14 protein-coding genes are annotated in these 18914 nt (G+C 53.7%); 6 read left to right on the top strand and 8 right to left on the bottom strand.

Going from position 1 to position 18914, the window contains the following annotated elements; genetic code table 11:
- Positions 1–489: 489 nt before the first annotated feature.
- Complete coding sequence (locus TSA66_RS22900; RefSeq protein ID WP_040041676.1) at positions 490–690, top strand: DUF7706 family protein; 201 nt, start codon at positions 490–492, stop codon at positions 688–690.
- Between the two features lie 91 nt (positions 691–781).
- Here the strand turns inward: TSA66_RS22900 and TSA66_RS22905 are convergent, their stop codons facing one another.
- The 4 genes from TSA66_RS22905 to TSA66_RS22920 all read right to left on the bottom strand — a co-directional run bounded on the left by TSA66_RS22905 (position 782) and on the right by TSA66_RS22920 (position 9262).
- Positions 782–1114, bottom strand: coding sequence for a hypothetical protein (locus tag TSA66_RS22905; RefSeq protein ID WP_040041677.1), 333 nt, complete (start codon positions 1112–1114; stop codon positions 782–784).
- 359 nt (positions 1115–1473) lie between these two features.
- The gene (locus TSA66_RS22910) at positions 1474–2019 is read right to left on the bottom strand and encodes a GNAT family N-acetyltransferase (RefSeq protein ID WP_040041678.1); all 546 of its coding nucleotides are present in this window, start codon (positions 2017–2019) and stop codon (positions 1474–1476) included.
- A gap of 269 nt (positions 2020–2288) precedes the next feature.
- Entirely contained in the window at positions 2289–6140 is a 3852-nt protein-coding gene (locus TSA66_RS22915) for a hypothetical protein (RefSeq protein WP_040041679.1), read from the bottom strand.
- The gene (locus TSA66_RS22920; RefSeq protein WP_157691757.1) at positions 6140–9262 is read right to left on the bottom strand and encodes a hypothetical protein; all 3123 of its coding nucleotides are present in this window, start codon (positions 9260–9262) and stop codon (positions 6140–6142) included. Before TSA66_RS22920 ends, TSA66_RS22915 begins: the two co-directional genes overlap by 1 nt.
- 188 nt (positions 9263–9450) lie before the next feature.
- On the opposite strand from TSA66_RS22920, the gene TSA66_RS22925 reads away from it, so the two are divergent.
- Complete coding sequence (locus TSA66_RS22925; protein WP_040041681.1) at positions 9451–9768, top strand: helix-turn-helix domain-containing protein; 318 nt, start codon at positions 9451–9453, stop codon at positions 9766–9768.
- Positions 9769–9815: 47 nt separating this feature from the next.
- Here TSA66_RS22925 and TSA66_RS22930 read toward each other — a convergent pair whose 3' ends face one another.
- The 3 genes from TSA66_RS22930 to TSA66_RS22940 are packed head-to-tail and all read right to left on the bottom strand — an operon-like array spanning position 9816 to position 13187.
- Positions 9816–11759, bottom strand: coding sequence for a hypothetical protein (locus tag TSA66_RS22930; RefSeq protein ID WP_040041682.1), 1944 nt, complete (start codon positions 11757–11759; stop codon positions 9816–9818).
- Positions 11760–11772: 13 nt separating this feature from the next.
- Positions 11773–12543 (bottom strand): PP2C family serine/threonine-protein phosphatase, encoded by a 771-nt coding sequence (locus tag TSA66_RS22935; protein WP_232429592.1) that lies wholly within the window; start codon positions 12541–12543, stop codon positions 11773–11775.
- The gene (locus TSA66_RS22940) at positions 12528–13187 is read right to left on the bottom strand and encodes a vWA domain-containing protein (RefSeq protein WP_040041683.1); all 660 of its coding nucleotides are present in this window, start codon (positions 13185–13187) and stop codon (positions 12528–12530) included. Before TSA66_RS22940 ends, TSA66_RS22935 begins: the two co-directional genes overlap by 16 nt.
- Before the next feature lie 196 nt (positions 13188–13383).
- Between TSA66_RS22940 and TSA66_RS22945 the strand changes: the two genes are divergently transcribed.
- Positions 13384–14466 carry a DUF4236 domain-containing protein gene (locus TSA66_RS22945; protein ID WP_040041684.1) on the top strand — a complete coding sequence of 361 codons (1083 nt, stop codon included), beginning with the start codon at positions 13384–13386 and terminating at the stop codon, positions 14464–14466.
- 148 nt (positions 14467–14614) lie between these two features.
- On the opposite strand, the gene TSA66_RS22950 is transcribed toward TSA66_RS22945, so the two are convergent.
- Entirely contained in the window at positions 14615–14800 is a 186-nt protein-coding gene (locus TSA66_RS22950) for a hypothetical protein (protein ID WP_040041685.1), read from the bottom strand.
- A gap of 736 nt (positions 14801–15536) precedes the next feature.
- Between TSA66_RS22950 and hxsB the strand changes: the two genes are divergently transcribed.
- The 3 genes from hxsB to hxsA are packed head-to-tail and all read left to right on the top strand — an operon-like array spanning position 15537 to position 18813.
- On the top strand, positions 15537–16973 hold the full coding sequence (hxsB, locus tag TSA66_RS22955; protein ID WP_040041686.1) for a His-Xaa-Ser system radical SAM maturase HxsB: 1437 nt from the start codon (positions 15537–15539) through the stop codon (positions 16971–16973).
- Positions 16974–16978: 5 nt separating this feature from the next.
- A complete protein-coding gene (hxsC, locus tag TSA66_RS22960) occupies positions 16979–18100 on the top strand; it encodes a His-Xaa-Ser system radical SAM maturase HxsC (RefSeq protein ID WP_232429521.1) in 1122 nt (373 codons plus the stop codon).
- On the top strand, positions 18097–18813 hold the full coding sequence (gene hxsA, locus TSA66_RS26435) for a His-Xaa-Ser repeat protein HxsA (protein ID WP_157691758.1): 717 nt from the start codon (positions 18097–18099) through the stop codon (positions 18811–18813). Before hxsC ends, hxsA begins: the two co-directional genes overlap by 4 nt.
- Positions 18814–18914: the final 101 nt, after the last annotated feature.

The raw sequence follows: 18914 nt of genomic DNA on the forward strand, positions 1-18914 counted from the left end.
AGCTGACACGCTTGGTATCTTCAAGAGCGGGAAATGGTTTGGTGCCGGTAGACGCTTTGACTTAACAGATTTTTTAACCATTACGAATCCTCCGAAAAAAACGGATATGGATTCGTCCGGTCTGTTTGGTCCGCTCGGAGTCGAATTGCGAGCAGCAAGTTGGACGACTGGCGCTCAGAATGCTTTCTAACAGTTTCACCATGCCCAGTATGGGCTCGACCGGTCGGGACTGTGGCCCGTATCATTCTGCGCGACTACAGCTTATATCAAGATGACCGATAGAAGGCTATCGCCCCTATGGCTTACTCAGTATTTTCGTCAACACTGCCAGTTCTTATTGCGTAGAACAACTTGTTGCGGTTGGAAAATGTGCTCGTATGAACGCACATCTGACGGCCACGAGCCCCTTTCTCAACATCTGTTTCCTCAGGTATGCTCATACCTGATACTTCATACCGAGATGTTGCATGCCTTAACGTTGGAGACACAATGAACGAAACTACCAGGACTGTCCGGTTTGAAGTACAACTTACTGAAGATGAGGCACGAGAGTATGCTTTATTTCTCAAGAAGGCCACATTTGCGGATTATCGCGAACTAGCGACATCAGAGCAAAATGCGTATCTCATGATAATGGCCGGCGAGAGAATAAGGGAGGAATTACGTAAGGCTGGATATGCTCCTCGCTAGGAGGTAAAAATTGTGCCTTAACTGGACAGGATGTGTCAGATTCCGAACTTCCTAGTTCGTCCTATTCTGGATGTCCGTACGTGCGTCGTGCTTAGCGTATCGCCGCGACATCCTTGTCAGGGGCGCCAAGTTTTCCGGTTTTCCCGCATAACGTGCACTTCACTCCAACCCAAGGACCTTGATTGCACTTTGTGAGTTTTCCATCCCGGATACAACCGTCAGCCTTCTTGGGTAATTCTTTTCCAAGACGTTCAACAAAATCGCTTCGTTCCTGGTGCAACTGGTGCTTCTCTATCGCCGTTGCTACGGCAGCCTCCCACTCAGGCGTGCCTTGCTGAAGATTGTCAGCTTTATGCCGTCTCTTGAAATCATCTATGGCTTCGTCAATTTTGCTGTATTTGGAGTCAGGAGGAAGATTGGACATAGTCGCAATAAAATTTGCAGGAATAACATGCTATCAAATTTATTGCGAGCTAGGCGACGCTACAACTGTCAATTGTGACGTAGCTTTGCCAACCTCCCGACTACCGTTATTGGCGGAACTCAGCAGCTCGACGAGATTCAAGATGCGATGAAATCTAACACTTCGTGGCAGTCCAAATTTGGCTTACTACAGGTAAGAGGTAAAGATTTGATGTCAGCGTTATGAAATGCTGTCGGCCAGATTACGCTGACAACTGCTACTCCTCCTCGCAGAAAGCATTCCATCCGAATGTTTATGCCTGACAGTAGACTCAGTGCCGCGAGCAACCGTCGTGTGTAGTCGAAATTTGTTCACACCTATTATTCGTCTGCGGGAGGCTTCCATCCTCGCGGAATCTGAAACACCGGTCGCGCTCCATCCATTCTCGGGAACGGTCTGTCGTAGTCAATTCTGTGGTCTTCTGGCACAACTTTAGTCATACAAATTTCATCTGGTGCCGCATCCGCAAACCGAGGCTGGCAACGCAGCAGCTCTGGATACTGAACACGGTCCAATCGATGGTATCCGCGCCCTTCAAAATAGCCAGCTGTAGCCTTGCTCATTACAAAGAGCTGCTTAATTCCTTCAGTTCGCGCCCGGTCTTCCATCATGCTAAGTAACTGAGTTACCCAATCCTCGGCCACTGCATTCATGGCGACTGCCAAATGCTTGACTACACCAAGCGTTCCATGACGCTCCATCCCAATGCAGGCGATAATCTTTTCATCAAACCCCTCGCGAACGATGAGGTAATCCCTTAGATTGGTCGAGGTGACTGCTTCGCTTGGTATGTTGCATGCGCTAAGCATGGTTTGAAGCGGCCGCAGTTCATCAGGCTGCGGAGCACGGATGTCGTATGCAGGCATGGTTCTCTGTGCACATAATTATTTCTCATTAGAAAGAATAGCACTTGGCCACTTCTGCGGCCTCCCATGTTCATGGGGGTAGTAGGCTCCCTAATTCAAGGGTACTTCAAACACCAGCCCCATAGAAATGGGAGGAAATTACATGGAATGGCAATTCACAAAGAGCACTTTAGAAAGTCGAAATTTCTTCAGTACCTACTTCTCCTTATCAACCAAAAAGCTAATATTTCAGTACTTCCGACCAAAATTGCAATGAGCATTTATCGTTATTACTCATCTCTTTCAGACAAAAGAAGTGTGTTGAGCAAGTTCAGTTCGTTCGAGGCCATGAAATACCTGTCATCGAACACCAAGTCCAGCCGAAGCGGATTAACTTGCCCAACACCCGCGGCCCACGGTGCACCTTCATAGCGAGGAATAGCCGGCATCTCAGCTCCGCCAGGCAAACCTCGTCCAAGACAGTCGCGCCACAAATCAGAGTCTGCAACTGAGACGAGTTCGTCGTCACGCCCATCGCTGCGCCTCTTCAAAAACTGCGTGTAGGCCGCAGGTAAAACAACCCAAGTATTCGGGGAATTCAGTCCCTTGATGGTATTGAATTCTGTCGCAGCCTCTGGGCTTTCGCGTGCAAGCACGCGTAACAGGTTCGAAGCTGGAATTCGCAGAGAAGCTGGGAATGCCGAATTTTTGTCGACATCCTTCAGCTGAAAATACAACTCCTTTGTAAGGCGCTGTTCCTGTACTGAATGGCCCTCGAATGAAAATACTTCGCGTTTGTCGAAGTGCGCCCAGTTTTCAAGCAAGAGCGGCCCAGAAAAGAAAACATGCTCAGGAATCTGAGGCCGCCCACCGTGTTCTGGAAGAAGTGGTGCGATAGCGCCACAAGCCTTTTGCATGTAGTCACTGGCATCACCTTGCCGTACGAAGGAAAAACCATCGGCTACTGAGCGCGCCGTTGCGTTCAGGCGGAAGCGAGAGAATAGTTCAAATGCATTACTCCTGGCATTCGACACCAATCCAACCAACTCTCGTTCTCCGCCGCCTTTGACATACGCATCTGCCTCACTGATGAATTCAACAACATAGCTAGACATGAGACTCTTGAGTTCCTCAAGGCCGACGGCCCCTACCGGTACCAATGCCAGCTTCTGCTTCAGACCAGCGTCGCCGGTAATACGCGTATAAATCGTCGAGCGTAGCATCACGAGCAGTGTCAGCAAGTCGATGGACTGGCGCAGCCACTGCCGTATATCCATCTCTTCTTCATGCACAAGAAAGTCGTCGACGAGCATTACTAATTTACGCGGCACATTGTCGCCTGATACGACTTCGCCTGATTCGTTTCGGTACATGCCACGGCCGCGGTAAATCAGCTGGGCAATCTCCATCAATGCCGCTTCAATGCTGAAGCGCGGGACAGACGCAATAATCCAGTCGGTCTTCGGGAAGGACACGCCCCGGGCGCCGGAGGATGTCATCAGGAACACCTTCACGGTGTCGCGCTTGTCTTCTCCGAGCAGTTGCTTACGCTTCCATCCGGGTACGGATGAATCCAGAATTTCCACACTGCCATCAGTCAGGCCGAGTTCGGATTCCGCGCGCAGATAAGCCCGCAAGTCTCGCAGAAACAATTTGTCCTGTGCGAAGAAGACGATTTGGGCGGCGCCGGCATCCAAAGCCTTCATGATTTCCCGTCCAGCGTTTTCCAGCAGCCGCTCGTCGGCCACGCGTCGAATGGCACGACGCGGCGTCTCCATCAATCCAGGCTGCACTTCCTGAATGCGGACGGCAGAAAGATTGACGCGATAGCGGATACTCAGCTCACTAGCCGGGTAGCTGTTAGTCATGACATGCAGGACGTCACGCTTTGCACCACCTAGTCGAACTTTCGTTGCGACTAGCCGGAACGGACGTTCGCCTTCTGACCGGGACACCAGCACCTTATCCGGAGTGCGGTCACCGGCGTTTAAATAGCGGTCGAGCACAACCTCGTTACCCAGCGAGGCGTCCGATACGACAAGCACTACCGTGAAGGGCGAACCTTGGTCACCAAACGGCTCGATAAATTCCTCTTCCAGCCATCGTGCGACGGTATGCACAAACGGGGACCCGGCACCGTCGCCGGCGAGTTCGTCGACCATCACAACAATGACCGGCATGCGCTTGGCGAAGGCCCGACGCTCCTCTACGCCGGCCTTTCGGTCAGCGGGATTCTTAAATAGCTGCGACAGTGCCTGGATAGTATTTTTACCACCACCTTTCTCTCGGAAGCCCTGCAGCGCTGCGGTCAGAACGGCGCGATTCACAGAAGGATTGAGCTCCAGCAGCTCGCGTGTTGTGGCGGACATGCAGCTGAGGACGCCCATCAGGGAGCGCTCTTGAACAATGTCCTCGTTCTCGGAGAGTGTCGTTTTCGACAGGCGCGAGCCAGCGTGTGCCGCTTCGATTTCACGCTCCTGTTCGGGGTCCAGCACCAACACGCTATGCTGAGGCTTGACCAACCCATCGACCCCATCGGCGACGACCGCGCCATCGATATGGCGGCGCGTATCCTTTCCCGCTTCGACTTGGCTGATGTGCCAGCGTTCTGCTGAAGCAATCAGTTGAGCGTTCGTCGTCACAGTTAGGATGCCGCTTGCCTCGCCATCGCGGCGAGCCAGCTTTTCGGTCACGTCGCGATTAATGACAACGCGAGGACTGACGTACAGGTAGAGGTACCCCGTACTTTGCTTTGCGAGGTAGCGAGTTACCGCCGTTGTCTTGCCAATGCCAGGATTTCCTTCCAGCCCGAGCACGTGGACCCGGCCGGGGCGGGCGGAATTCAATCCTGCCACGACAGCGGCGGCATGGGCGTCCCGCAATGGAATCTCGGCCTTTTCGGGAGCGATTTCGTCCAGTGCCGCAGAGACTGCGGCTTTGGCTGACTGACCGAAAAACTCCTGCAGCGCCTCCGACTCGTCGACCATCTGCAGAACCTCGATGCGACTGAACAGCTGCATCGGATTGGAGAACTTCGGGACCTTTTCTTCGAACTCCAACACGTAGTCTTCGCCGGGTTTCGGCGCCGACCGTAGTCCCTTTGCGCCTTTCATTAGCGCGCCGGGCAGGCGACGATAAATGCCGTTGAAAACCGCTTCCACCGCAGCACGTAATCCCGCATCGTCGCCATCCGCGAGCTTGCGCACCTTGCGGTAGGCTGCGCCCAGCTGCTCCATCAGGTCGAACCGAGAATCCTTCGTTTCACCGGGGACGAACCGAGCGGCAAGACTCTCCAGTCCGTTTGGTGTGATGGCCAGCGCACGGGTAATGCACGGCTTGGCGAGGATGCCTTTCTTGGCCAGCAGCTTCACCGTGGATTCCGCGTAGCCAGATGCCTGGCACAGCTTGTAGAACGGCTTGTTGTCCGCCGTGAGCGCGCCCAGGTACATCTTGATGTCATTGGAAAGCTCGAATTGCTCTTCGTCGACCTCTGCGGTAACACGGGCAAACACGCCACGCGAGTCAACTAGACGACGGTAGCGCGACAGTTCTTCCAAGTGGGCGTCTTCCTCGCGAAAATCCCCGAGCTGCGACGGCATGTCGTATGAATACTCCTGCACGAGCAGGTAGTCCTCGGCATGCGGCCCGGCCAGCCACAAGATGAAGTCCGCATTGCCGGGCATGCCCTTGCCGACCAAATCGAGGTCCGGTTCCCCGGGAAGACCGAACCGCTCATGAATCGCACGCTGCGCTTGCGAAAGCTCAGCCTCCACATCGCGGGGCCCCGGAAGCGTCAACGGACACCAGAGCGCTCGCACTTGCAGGGTCTTCCGCTGCAACGGCCGTTCAATCTTTTTCAGGTACTCCCGCATGGCGGTGTAGCCAAGGCCATACGCGACGATGGCCATATGCTGAGTTGCGGCTCTGACTTGCTCGATGATTGTCTCATCGATAATTTCGAGATGCTTGGTCATCGCCCCATACAGGTGGCTAAGCTTGGCCTGCTTCCATTCAGCAAGCTCCGGGCGGTCATACGAGACCAGCTCCTTATCCACCAAACAGGCCAGCACACCACGCTTGACCAGCACCTCGAATGCCTGCCCCCAAAGCACGGCTTGTTGTTGGAAAGTAAGCTCGCCCATCACACTGCATCCTTATGCAGCACCTTGGTTACATGCGCCAACAATGCAGGGAACGATAGCTGCACGCTGCCTTTGCCACGGCGCTTCATCACCTCCAGCTCGCCGGCGGTAGCGGTCCTTACCGGGGACGCCCAATCAAACGGGTCGAGTACCGGTAGCACCTGCTGCTTGGCGGCAGATTTCTCGCTCTCGAGGTAATGCAGCGTACGCAACATACCAATAATGGAATCTCGCACGGGTTTGCCCGTGCCAACTCCAAGAATGTTCTGACGCACTGTTTCCGCCCACTCGACGCTTGTCAGGCGCTGCTCGCTGTCGAAAAAGTACGTGCAGAAACCTGACTGCGGTCGACCGGCTTCGCCCACAACGGACAGTGTGGCAAATGTGTAAATCGGCATGAGGCTGCGCAGCAGATTCTGGGTCTGGGCGTCATACATTGCCTGATGGTCGTTGAACGACAACACCTCAAACCCGCTTTCCGACGCTAAGCGTTTATGCAGGCGAGTTGCCGGAAAGACATCACGGCGCAGCGGGTAGAGATAAACATCCGGGAAACGCTTGGATGCATCCTCAAGGAATTCGAATGTTCCGTGTGGTGAATGGCGTTCCGCAGCGCGCCCGATATGGCGATTGCCGAAATGGTGCGAAAGCAGGATGACGTGGTGATAGCCTTCGGCGCGCAAGCGCGCAATCTCTTCCAGCACCAACTGCGGTTCACGGAACGACTTGCGGGTGTCGACCAACCGGGATTGCATGCAATCAGCGTAGACCCTGAACTGGTCGCCGTCACGGTCGGCACGGTAGGTACGAGAGACGAACAGGAAACCGTCCGCATCCGGATACATCGGGTGCGCATCGCACGGGCGAGTGACGTACGTCATCATCGCAATCTTGTCGAGGTTGCCGCCAATGTCGGTCACCATCGGTGCGCCGCCCTGGAGCGCCTGCAGCGAGCCGGAACGGCGATACCGCTCCGTATGTGAGGTGCCCTTGGTATGGAAGCCCTGCATCTTGACTGGCAGCTCCCGCATCAAGGCTCGCTCAATAGCTTGGGCCGCAGCGTAAATCGCTGCATTGCCGTCCGTGGATTCGACTTCCTTGCTACCGGGCTGCAGGCGGAAGATATACATGGTCAGTTTCTCGAGACCCTCAGTGGCCTTGAGCCGGCGTGCCATCTCGTAAAGAACCAAATAGGTGACCAAGGCAAACGCTGCACAACTGGCCGTACGCAATTGCTCTTGTGTCGCCTTGTCGCCCGTCTGTTTGGTGGCAGACAGCGGTCGAATTTCATACTCGAGGTCGATACCGACACCCGCGTCAAACGTCGACACGGAGATATCCTCCGGCGTCCACATCTGTTCAGGGGCATCGGCCTTGTTGTACCTGTACGAGACAAAGCGTACCGGAACGGCCGGCTGTTCGAGATTGCGTGCCATGCGCACTGTTGATGCACTGTCGGTTGGCACCAAGGAGCGCTCAATAATGTCGGTCTCAACCCAATACGATGCCAGCGAAGTGGGCACCGATGTCGGGTCATCCGTGATTTCGATATGGTTGAACCAGGCGACGTTATCGTGGCCATTATCGTTCTTGACCAGCACTTCAGTGCTGTTTGACGACATCGATAAGGCAGCATTCCAGTCCACAATGCCGCGCTTGACCGCGATGTAGAACTTATCGGCGGTCCGATTCGCAGCGTCGACCAGCTTGGTGGATTTGCGCTGGAGAACAGCAATCAGCTCATCCGCCAGCTCTTCCATCACCGATTCCCGCGCCCGCAGCGAGTCCATGAGTTTTTGCAACGTCTTCACTGGGTCCTGCTTCAGGGCAGCCACAATGGCGCTGGCCTTGGCTTGCAGGTCCTCTGGGGTGGGCTGGGACACGGAGTCAGGCGTAACCAGACGCAGGAAAACCAGTTCTGCAATAGCGCGCTGGCCGTTGACGTCTTGGCTCGGCTCATCGAGCAGTCGCTCCTGGATGCGGTCGAGACGGCTGGCGAAGGCGGACTTGCCGGTTTCAGGATTGTTACCGTTCACGCGGAATCGATACGAGACTTCGCGCTTAGTGGCAAATCCCTGTTCAGGCTCGACCCGGGCCTCGAACAGCTGGACCGACCATTCCGACCAAACCGGAAGCGCCCCGTAGAACAAAGCCTTGCGTAGGTGTTCTGCCAAGTCGCTGCAGTTGCGTTGCCCGTACACTGTGCTCACGTCGAGCGGCAACGCTTCACCAGCGGCGCCCCCAAACAGTTCGAAGCACTTTCGCACGCGCTCCACGTACGCCTTGAAACCGGGCTGCGTGCTTTGGGCTGCAACAGCCTCCATCAGGCGGAAGGTCACCTGCAGGCGCAGGCGGGCAAGGGCTTCGTCATCGAGGAAGTCAAGAAAACGACGAATCTGGCTCCCCGGCTGCTGGCGTTGCATTTGCATGGTCTCGATAATGCCGTCGATTTCCTCTTCTGGCACATCATCCTTCTGGAACTTGCGTCGCACGCCCGACAGCATCTTGTCGAGCCATTCCCGGCCTTCCACCGTCTCGATGGCGGTCAGCACACGGGCAACGTCCTTTTCACGCTCCGCCGCTTTGCGGTCCGGATTGGCGAAGCCAATTGGCACCAGGCTGGCCGACGGTGGTGCATCTGCTGGTTTGACGCCTAGGTTCTTGGCCAAAGCCGCCAGTGCCTGCGAAGAAGTCGATGAAGTCAGCGCACGGAGGTCGATATGGACGAGTGCCTTGTCCAGCTCCGTTGAAATCGCCTCCCGCAGTTTTTCGATGCCGGCAGTCGTCTTGGCATCGCTCTCAGGAAGCAACTTGCCGCCCATCTTGGCGCTGGTACCACGCGGCGGAAATTCCAGGTCGCAGATGAAGCCAGTCGCTTCGCCGGCGGCGAAGTCCTGCTTGAAGGTCGGTTGCGAGAACAGGCGTTGGAGTACGCCACGCAAGTTCACGCGCAGGCGTTTGCCGTTATCGGAGACAGTCGCAAGCGGAAAACCGGAGGCGGCACCATCGCCAGTTCGCGGCGAAATCGACGCCGCAACCAACTCAGTGAGGCGGGCGAGATTGATGGAGGGAGTACGGGCACGTGCAGAAATACTCGCGCCACCTGCGCGGGGTGCGTTCATGGGGTCAGCTCCTTTCTGGCGGCTACGCCACTTCACCCACCAGGAGACCAGCCCGAGGGGTGGATTAACGAATTTGATACTTCCAGTATATGGCCCCTTTTATATCTTGGTAGCAAGAGCTTTAAGGTTTTAATGACTTACCCACAACATTGGTGCCATAATTGGCACTTTGTTTCACTAATGCAAATATGGCGCTTCCTGGATTCCACGAAGTTATTAGTGATTCGGCCGGTGAGTTGCGGCGGAGAATTGCCGACCGCGTGCGGGTCGAGCGCCGGCGACTAGAACTGAGTCAGAAAGAGTTTGCTGACCGGTGCGGTATTCCGTTACGAACCTTTAAACGGTTCGAACAGGGACAATGCGATTCATTGGAGGTTTTCCTGAACATTGTGGTCAGGTTTGAACGCGTGGTGGCCCTGGAATTGCTGTTTCCACCCAAACCCGCAGTCGTTGTTCAGCGGCGCACCCTCATCACTGCACTGGAGCGAATGAAGCAGCGCCGATAAATCCCGGAAGTGATTTCTCAATTCACCAACGTAGTGTGACGTTTTGCTCAATCCAGGAGAGCCAAGTCGGCTTTGGCCTGAGCTAATGCGTTCGCAGCCGCATGAAGCTGCGGCTGAATTGCCGTGATTTTTCCGTTTGCCTCCTGCCTCATTCGCTGCAGTTCTGCAGGAGCAGCCGACAATGCGGCTTCGATAACCTTTTTTCTTGCGAGTATCTTGCCCCTTACGGCGTTACGGTCGGTTTCCGTTACTGCCTGCGAAGGATTAAATACAAACTTCCGTTCACAAGCTTTCCGCCAGTCGACAACTGCGCGGGTAAGTACATCACCAAAACCTTTTACTGCTCGTACTTTGTGCCAGTCCACATCTGCTGCCGTTTCGATGCCAAATGAACGCAATGCAGCTTTTTTGGCGGGACCAACACCTGGAATTGTGGCGGCGTCAATGAAATGTCGGTCGAGGAATTTCTGCTTTTGACGTTGTTCAGCTGTTTGATGAAGCATGTCCAGCTCAGCTTTCTCCCGTGCGGGGAGGCCTTGGTATTCATTTCGTAAATCAGAAAGCTGCTTCTTCCGTTGATTGAATCCTTCTGGTCCGGCCTCTTTACGAAGCCTGTCAGCCAGCGTCTGATATGCCCGTTCCGCGGCCATAAGGGTATTGTTTCGTTTGTTCTTTTCCGCAATTCGTTCCGGTGAATTAGAAGAACCAACTGCGTTCCAAAGAATTACTGCTGCAATCCCCCAAAGTAACCATGCCTTGGGCATGGCAAGAAAAAGAACAAAGGCAATTACGAGGACGGATACCTTAATTGCCGTGATTTTCTCCTCGCTCGAAATTCCAGCTGGTAGCGGATTCGGAGTTACGGACGAACTGTCGATGTTGGGCAAGCTAATCGGTGGCGGAGGGGGCACAGCTTCAATTAGCGCCCATACCTTTGCCAGTACAAATCCAGAAGCTGTTGCAGTAACAGCTGTGCCAAGGTCCACAAAGTAGACGATGCCTTGCTGTTCCAATGCACACCAAGGGCATTGGGCAAGATGGTCAGGGTATACATGGATTGGCGCCGTGCTACATTTTTTTAACCTCGTTCGCAAGACGTCTAGGGCGGCAACCCATTGTTGGGCCGAGGGTCTAGCTCCAGCGGCTCCTCTCTCGGTAAAGGCCTGCTCGAACATCGCTTGCATTGAATCTGGGACGAGACCCATTGAGATGGCTTTAGGTGGTGGCAACATCCCGCGGGTCTGAGCATCCCGCGCGTAGGCGTAACGAAATGCTTTGATGTCCGATTCTAGGGCCTCGCCCGCTTCCTTCGTCTGCGGCACGCCGGAAAAAGGGTGTCGCCCACCAAACAGGAGGTGGAAGATAAGCAGAGCCAATCCGAAATTGTCGTGGTTCGCTGACCTTTTGACACCGTGAAAAGATGGTAGTCCTTGAAGCTCCGGAGGCGTGAAGTGAGAGACGCCGACTTCACATAAGTGCAATGCACCATTCGCGTTAATCTGGAAGGAATCGCAGTCGATGAGTATGACTTTACTATCGGAGCCGACCATTACATTGCCTTGGTTGACATCCCCCAAGACGTGCCCATGCGCGTGAAGCGTTTCGAAGGCCGCGGCGGTATTTCGTGCAATGTATAACAGAAAGTCCCACGCCGCGTTCGGGCGGTCTTGCCGACGATGGGCGGGGCTGTATAGCATGTGTATTGGGTCGCGCCCAGTCACTTTGGGCATGAGGAACCCAACAACAGGCCCGTTCACAACAGGGTGCAACGTGTCCTGCGGCCATGCAGTGTATTGCAACAATGCTTGGTCGCCGTGTGTCGCCATAAAGCGAAGCTTTTCTTGCTTCGGACGCTCCAAGCTCTTGTGATAAAGCTTGGCCACTTGATTTGGCAGGGATGGAACTTCGAATACAGAGCCTTCTCCACCTTTTCCGAGTTCACGTCCGATTTGAATTGGTGCGCCCGAGGCAGTGACGAGGCGTTTCGTCATATCGATTCCGCCATCAAGTGAGAACAGCGAGAGCGAGCGTTTTATCGTCGTCAGTCCGTTCGTTCACCGCATCGCTATTCAAAAAGCGCAGTAGAGCTTGCTGAAGTTGGTCTTCTTGCTCAGCAGTCGCTGTCGAAAGAACTTTGAAGAACGGAGCAAAGAAAGGCTCATGCGCAGTATTCGTGGCTAATTGGATTGCGAGTCGCTGGACTCCGTCGGAAAAGGCCGCTGCCTTGACTGCGGGCTTATTGAAAACTTTTGATATCAGCCGGTCGATTGCGTCCTCGTCAGTCACGAAGTGAGTCATGTTTGCGTACTCCCCGGACATTGGAGCAATTGGGACCTCCAAGCCATCACCGACATCAATGACAATACCGCCGTCTCCGATTTGCATTACTAGCGTACCGAGTTCTGACGAAACGATTCCCAGGAAGGTGCAAGCAAAATCCCGTGCCTTGAGGCTCGCTTTATCGGCCTCAGAAAACAGCGCAGCGCGTATGTCCATAACGCACTCTACGGCGAAGTCGTCACCGAGGCCAAATTCCGTCAATGCGAGTTGCTTTTGCATGAACTCTGCCGCGGTTTTGATGGCCAGCTCTGCGCCATCTCCACCGCGAAGCGCGCTTCCGGCGCCATCAGCGACGAAAATGGACAAGATGGGACTGCGGCCGGGCGTCGTGTCTACTTGAGCCCAACAGCTATCCTGGCAACCTAGGCCGGCAGCAACGTGTGAAGTACCGACGACCGACCCGGCAACTACCCTCCAAGTCACACCGAGGCCCATCCCGTCGGTGCATCCAGCTTTACTTCCGTCCCTGGAGTTGATTGCGATACGCGCTGCAACGAGCTGGAAAGCCACGTGAACAGCTCCCTGAATTTAAGGCCATCCAATGACATTGGTGCGCGTACGCTGATTTGAGCCAATGTTTCCATATTGGCGCCTTTCACCCCGACGGCAAAAAATGCGAACTTCTTCGAGGCCTCGCCTTCACGCACAGCGGCGGCTGCAGACTTCCACTCATCAGTTGGGCCGCCATCGGTAATGAGGAAAATCCATGGTCGGTAATACGAGATGCCGTTGCTCCGGTACTCCTGCTTTCTGCTCTCTACCAGCTGAATGGCCTGACGAATGGCTTCACCCATTGGCGTGTCGCCTTGTGCTGACAACGTAGGCGGATAGAAGGTCGCGGCGGATTGAAACGGAGCCTCTACGCGAACTGGGCCAAAAGTGACGAGCGCAACTTCGACGCGTTTCATAGCAAGGGAGTCAGCCGCGAGTTCGTCTTTGAACACAGATAAGCCCGCATTCAGTTCCGCGATGGGTTGCCCGGCCATGGACCCGGAAACATCTAACAGCAGAACACATGGGCAACGCGGTTCTGGATTAATTGCAAAGTCGGTAGTTTCAAACGAAATCTGGTCTGACATGAAATCTCCATCAAGTTGATGAAAGGAAACTTATCGATTATAGCCAAGGAGTTGACAGTCTTTCTATGCTCAACTCGATGAAATCTGCGCAATAGGAAGAAGCCGTAACCTGTTGTACGGCCGACGAGTGTAACCAATTTTCCATGCCTTGAAGCAACTTGGTTATACTTTTATCAAACTTTTCCCAAGGAGTGTCATGGGCTTCTATCTTCGAAAGAGCGTAAGCGTCGGGCCGTTTCGCTTTAATTTCTCTAAGTCAGGAGTAGGCGTCTCGACAGGATTCAAGGGCTTTCGTGTCGGAACAGGCCCCCGGGGCAACTATATTTCTGTCGGTCGAGGTGGTTTGTACTATCGTGCGACTCTACCGGCGTCATCTTCCCAACCCAGCGTCCCCTCGACGCCACGCTATCAGCCGCCAATGCCAGAAGCACAGCCAGGTGTTGGGCCGATGGTGGCTATCGAGAGCGCACCTGTCTCCGCTATGCAGGACACTTCTTCCGCTGATTTGTTGAACGAATTGAATGGCAAGGCAAAACGCCCGAATTACTGGAAATGGACGGCGGGTGCCAGCTTGGTTGCACTTTGGCTTATCCCTTCGACGGCACCAAGTTGGCTGACCCCGTTTGCTGCAATTTTGCTCACTGGGCTGACGGCATATATTGGTGTACGAGATACCGTCGCGAAGACAGCGGTACTGTGCTACGAGCTTGACCAAGCTAACGAACAGGCCTTCGAAAAATTGCATGAAGCCTTCCGCGCCCTAAGCTCATGTCGGAAGACGTGGCGCGTCGATGCCCGGGCAGCTGTCCATGACAGCAAGTACCATGCTGGTGCAGGTGCTTTGGTTCAGCGGAAGGATGCGCAGTTCGGAAAAGGTTTGCCGCCCAAGGTGAAGTCGAACCTGGAGGTGCCGTTCGTGAAGGCCGGTCCAATGTCGCTCTATTTTATGCCCGACCGAGTTCTCGTCTATTCTTCTTCAGGCGTAGGTACCGTCACATATAAGGATTTGCGGTTCGAAGGCATGTCCCGACAGTTCATTGAGAGCGAGTCAGTGCCAAGCGATGCAACGGTCGTGGGCCATACTTGGAAGTACGTCAACAAGAAAGGCGGCCCGGACAAACGCTTCAAAGATAATAAGCAGTTGCCGATTGCCCTTTATGAAGAAATATCATTCAAAAGTGCATCTGGATTAAACGAGGTGTATCAACTCTCAAAGCACTCGCTCATTGATGCAGTCAAAGATAGCCTCAAAACCATGGAGCGTGTTCTTCCTGCTTAATGTTCGTCAGATGAGTACCCAAAAGAATAGTGGTCGGTGATGCCGGACTGACACGGTTGCTCGCTTCTACATTGGCGCCACTCGTTGTCTCCTATTGAATCCAGTATCGGTCAACGTCAGTTCAATGCGAGATGCGGCAGAACTTCAGCTACGAACGTGCGGCTTTCTGAATCGCCAAGAGAATTTTCACAGCACGCTCAATGACCTCTGCCTGACTTGCCGCACCCATCGATTCTTTCAGCTCGTGCAGCCCCGCGCGAGTGGCGCGCGTAACCGGAACGTTTATGAACCCATCTTGCTCAGAGAGCTGCGACATTGGAGTTTTCTTTGGCATGCATTTTCCTCTTGAATTGTCGAAAAATGTATCGTATCAGAAACAACATCATCCGGACGGCAGCATCGCGTCTACATACGGAGGGCTAGTCGTTCTACCGATTGGGCCTGCATCGGCCTTTAAAGGACTTAGAAAACGAGAAATCAACGCAGCTCAATTGTAAGTATGAAGGGCATTGCTGGTGACTTGTGCTTTAGGAGGAACGGTAAATCCCATAAATATGGGGGTCACACAATATTCTGCAAAAATCCATACTCCTCATGGCAACGAATAGACATCGTAAGGGAGTCTCGGATACATTTGTCAGTCTTTCTCTCAATGAATTCGCAATACTGCCCAAACCTCCCCAATGAGCACAGACAAGGTTGCAATCGATGGCGCAAACATGCGGGCCCTTGAAGCTGAAGAACAGATGAGTATCGACCAGGTGCATTAATGTTAGCTCACAGATTATTGCCGTTTCAGTGGCGCCTAGGCTGTAGTTCGATTGCACCAACGGACGAAGAACTTCTTCTTGCGAGTAAGCTGTTAAAGCGTCAATTGAGAAGGTCGGAGCAAACGCCTGCGAGATGGGAAGCGCTGTGCGAATCAGAAAATGATTTATTTGAGTTACAAGCACTCGTTTTGGCGATTGTCCGTAACGTTCGTGAGCGGCGAAGAATCGATACCATCTACGAGGAACGCATAGCCACTTTAGTTAGTGAAATCATCGGCCAAGCTGTCGGGAGTAAAAGCCATGTATGAGCCGGCCGCACTACCATACAGCCTACGCAAACTGCCGGATGGCCAGATTCTAGGAATAAGCGAATCTGGTGACCACGCTTTCCTGACCTCGGACGAAGTAGTCCACCTAGAGAACGCGCCTGCGAAGCTGCCGATTGAGCGACAAGCAGAGTTAAAGGCACGCTTTTTTTTAACTAGTTCTGGGAAGTCTATCGGAACGCGCCGCCTACTTGTTTCAAGAAAAGCAGCAAAGCGCGAAACTGTGCAAGTGGGGCCCGCCCTGCACGCCATTGTTCCCACTCTACTTTGTGAACACTCCTGTCGTTATTGCCAGGTTAGCCGTTCACTGGAGGAAATTGGGCACACTATATCGGTCTCGGACCTCGATGCCGCGAGCGATGCAGTCTTCGAGAGTCGCGCGCCTACCCTGACAGTGGAGTACCAAGGCGGTGACCCTCTGTTAAGGTTCGACCTCGTTCGTCGGTCTATAGAGCGGATTGCTGCCAAGAATTCAACGGAAAAACGTAGTATTCGCTTTGTAGTTGCCTCGACGCTGCATCAGCTGACACCTGAGATGTGTGAGTTCTTCCGCCAACATAGAGTATTCCTCTCAACAAGCATCGACGGCCCCTCAGACCTGCACAACAAAAACCGGCCGACGCCGGCGCGTGATGCATACGAACGAACGATTGCGGGCATTGAGCTTGCCCGCTCCTTGCTAGGTGCCGGAAGTGTTTCGGCTCTGATGACTACAACAAAGGAATCACTTCGGCGGCCAGAAGAAATCGTTGATGAGTACGTACGCTTGGGATTTCACGATATTTTCTTGCGCCCACTTAGCGCATACGGCTTCGCAAAACGTAATCAAGCAGTGCTGGGCTACCAGCAGGCTGAATTCCAGCAGTTCTACCTCAAGGCGCTTGAGCGCGTCATCCACTGGAATCGACAGGGAATACCTTTACGGGAGGTCTATGCATCCATCATTCTCAATAAGGTGCTTTCTACATTTGATAGCGGTTATGTCGATTTGCAGAGCCCTTCTGGCGCTGGCCTAAGTGCATTGGTCTACAACTACGACGGATATGTGTATCCAGCCGATGAGGCACGAATGTTGGCAGAGACTGGAGATAAATCTCTTCGTCTTGGAAGAATTGGGGCTTCACTGAAAGCGTTGCTCGAATCCGAGACACAGCGGCAACTCGTACGCGCTAGTCTTACAGACTACACTCCTGGCTGTCGGGAGTGCCCATATCGTCTGTTCTGCGCGCCGAATCCGGTAGATGCAAAGGCGCAATTTGGCGATATGCGGGCACCAGTTTTGATGACAGAGCACTGCCAGCGTCATATGTGGCTATTCGACACCTTCTTTATGAAAATAAAGGCTGCCGAGCCATGGCTGCTCGATGTGTTCTATGAGTGGGCTGCGCCCCCAGAATGCGAGGCGCAATGAGGAAGATGCCTGCTCTGTACGGGCTTCCTACGGCCCGACAAATTTACCGTGTTACAAACATTGAGGACGTCGCCGCCGAATGGGCCCCTGGTCTTCGCTTTTTAGTAAAAATCGCCACGGAAGATGATGTCGGCACGGTTGCCCGCTTAATCAAGTCCGGATTGACCGGCTTGAGCGCGGCTCAAGCCGCGGGATTGGAAATCGGGGATATAGTCCTGCCAATACCGGACAAGGACGAAGTCATTGTCCTTTATCGGGAGAGCGACCTACACCATTCACTGTTCCTCACGAACAGGTGTAACAGCTATTGCCTTATGTGCTCCCAGCCACCTACTAAGCAAGATGACTCTTGGCTAGTAGAAGAGGCGATTGATATCGTGCGCCACATTCGGGTATCGCCATCTGTCCTTGGCATCAGCGGGGGCGAGCCTCTACTTCTTGGGGCAGGACTACGTAAGGTGCTCGATTGCATAGAAAAATTCCATCCGGAGACGCATATCGAGGTGCTAACCAATGGACGCCTTTTCTGTAATCCGAGGACCGTCGAAGTCGTATTGTCCAATCTTACTGCACAGGCAACCTGGCTAGTGCCGTTGTATGGTCATGCTGACTTCGTCCACGACTTCGTTGTCCAGACGCCGGGGGCTTTTGAGGAAACTCTGGCTGGACTTCTTGCCCTGCGAGAGGCCCGGAAGTCGGTTCAGCTACGGGTCGTTCTCATTGAGCCCACACTACGCGTGCTGCCAGAGCTATGTGGGTTTGTCGGGCGGAATTTGCCATTCGTACGGGAAGTAGCGCTAATGGGCTGTGAACCCATCGGCTTTGCATTGGCCAACCGTGAGCAATGTGAAGTTGACCTTGCTGAATGGACCGGAATGATTGACCAGGCCGGAAAATTGCTACGGCGGCTTCGCGTACCTTTCGTCCTGATGAATGTACCGCTGTGCGCACTACCTAAGGCACTATGGAAGCATGCACACAGAAGCATTTCGGACTGGAAGAACGTTTATGCAAACGAATGTTCTAGCTGCGAGGTGAAGGACAAATGCGCAGGACTGTTCGCATGGCACGAACGTGGCTGGAAGCCAGCTACAATTCGACCAATAACGGAGGGAGCTGTGTTATGAGTAAATTTATTAAAAATATTTCGATATTTATGGCAGGCCTGCCGCTGTTATCAGGTAAAAGTGCTAACGCTTCAGCTCCATTGTTGGACCAGGCGCTGGACGCCTTAAATGTCTTAAATGAGCCAAAAGCGGCGCCGCTACGTCCGTTGAATGCGGACATGGATAATCTCTTTGCCGGGCATCGCTCACACTCAAGTCATCGTTCGCATTCAAGCCACTCCTCACATTATTCAGGTTCGAGTGGCAGTTATTATTCATCGCCTTCGTACACTGATTCAACATCCTCGCCAAGCACATCATCGCCCAGCTATACACCATCAAGTAACTTTATGTCGTCGACGAACTCGCGTTCCTCGGCGGGTGCCACGTCAGGAGTTCCCTATACCTCCCCAACCAGCACGTCGACCTCGCAATCAGTCCAGCAGGCGGGCGCCAGTGATGCAAACCCTGGCGCGCGAGTGGCCACGCCTTCGGTCAACAGTCGTAGCCATGATGAAGTGAATCTATCCAGGGAGGAAAAGCTTCGACTGCAAATTATGCGCGTGCAAATCAAGTTAACCACCTTAGGACTGTATGACGGGTCAATAGACGGTGTTCGTAACAAAAAAACCATCGAAGCCTTGCAGCACTTTCAAGCGCTCAAGTCGCTGCCGCAGGATGGTTTAATGACAACAGCAACACTGAATGCTTTAGGTGTTCCGGCCGTTCGCTAGATTAAGAGGAAATGCAAAGGGGTTCCACGGGCGCTACGATTTAAGGCATTTTTCAAATGATTTCGGCAAACAGAGCGAAGGTATGCCAATTTATTTGTTTC

Source organism: Noviherbaspirillum autotrophicum, assembly GCF_000818395.1.
GTDB classification, from domain to species: Bacteria; Pseudomonadota; Gammaproteobacteria; order Burkholderiales; family Burkholderiaceae_D; genus Noviherbaspirillum; species Noviherbaspirillum autotrophicum.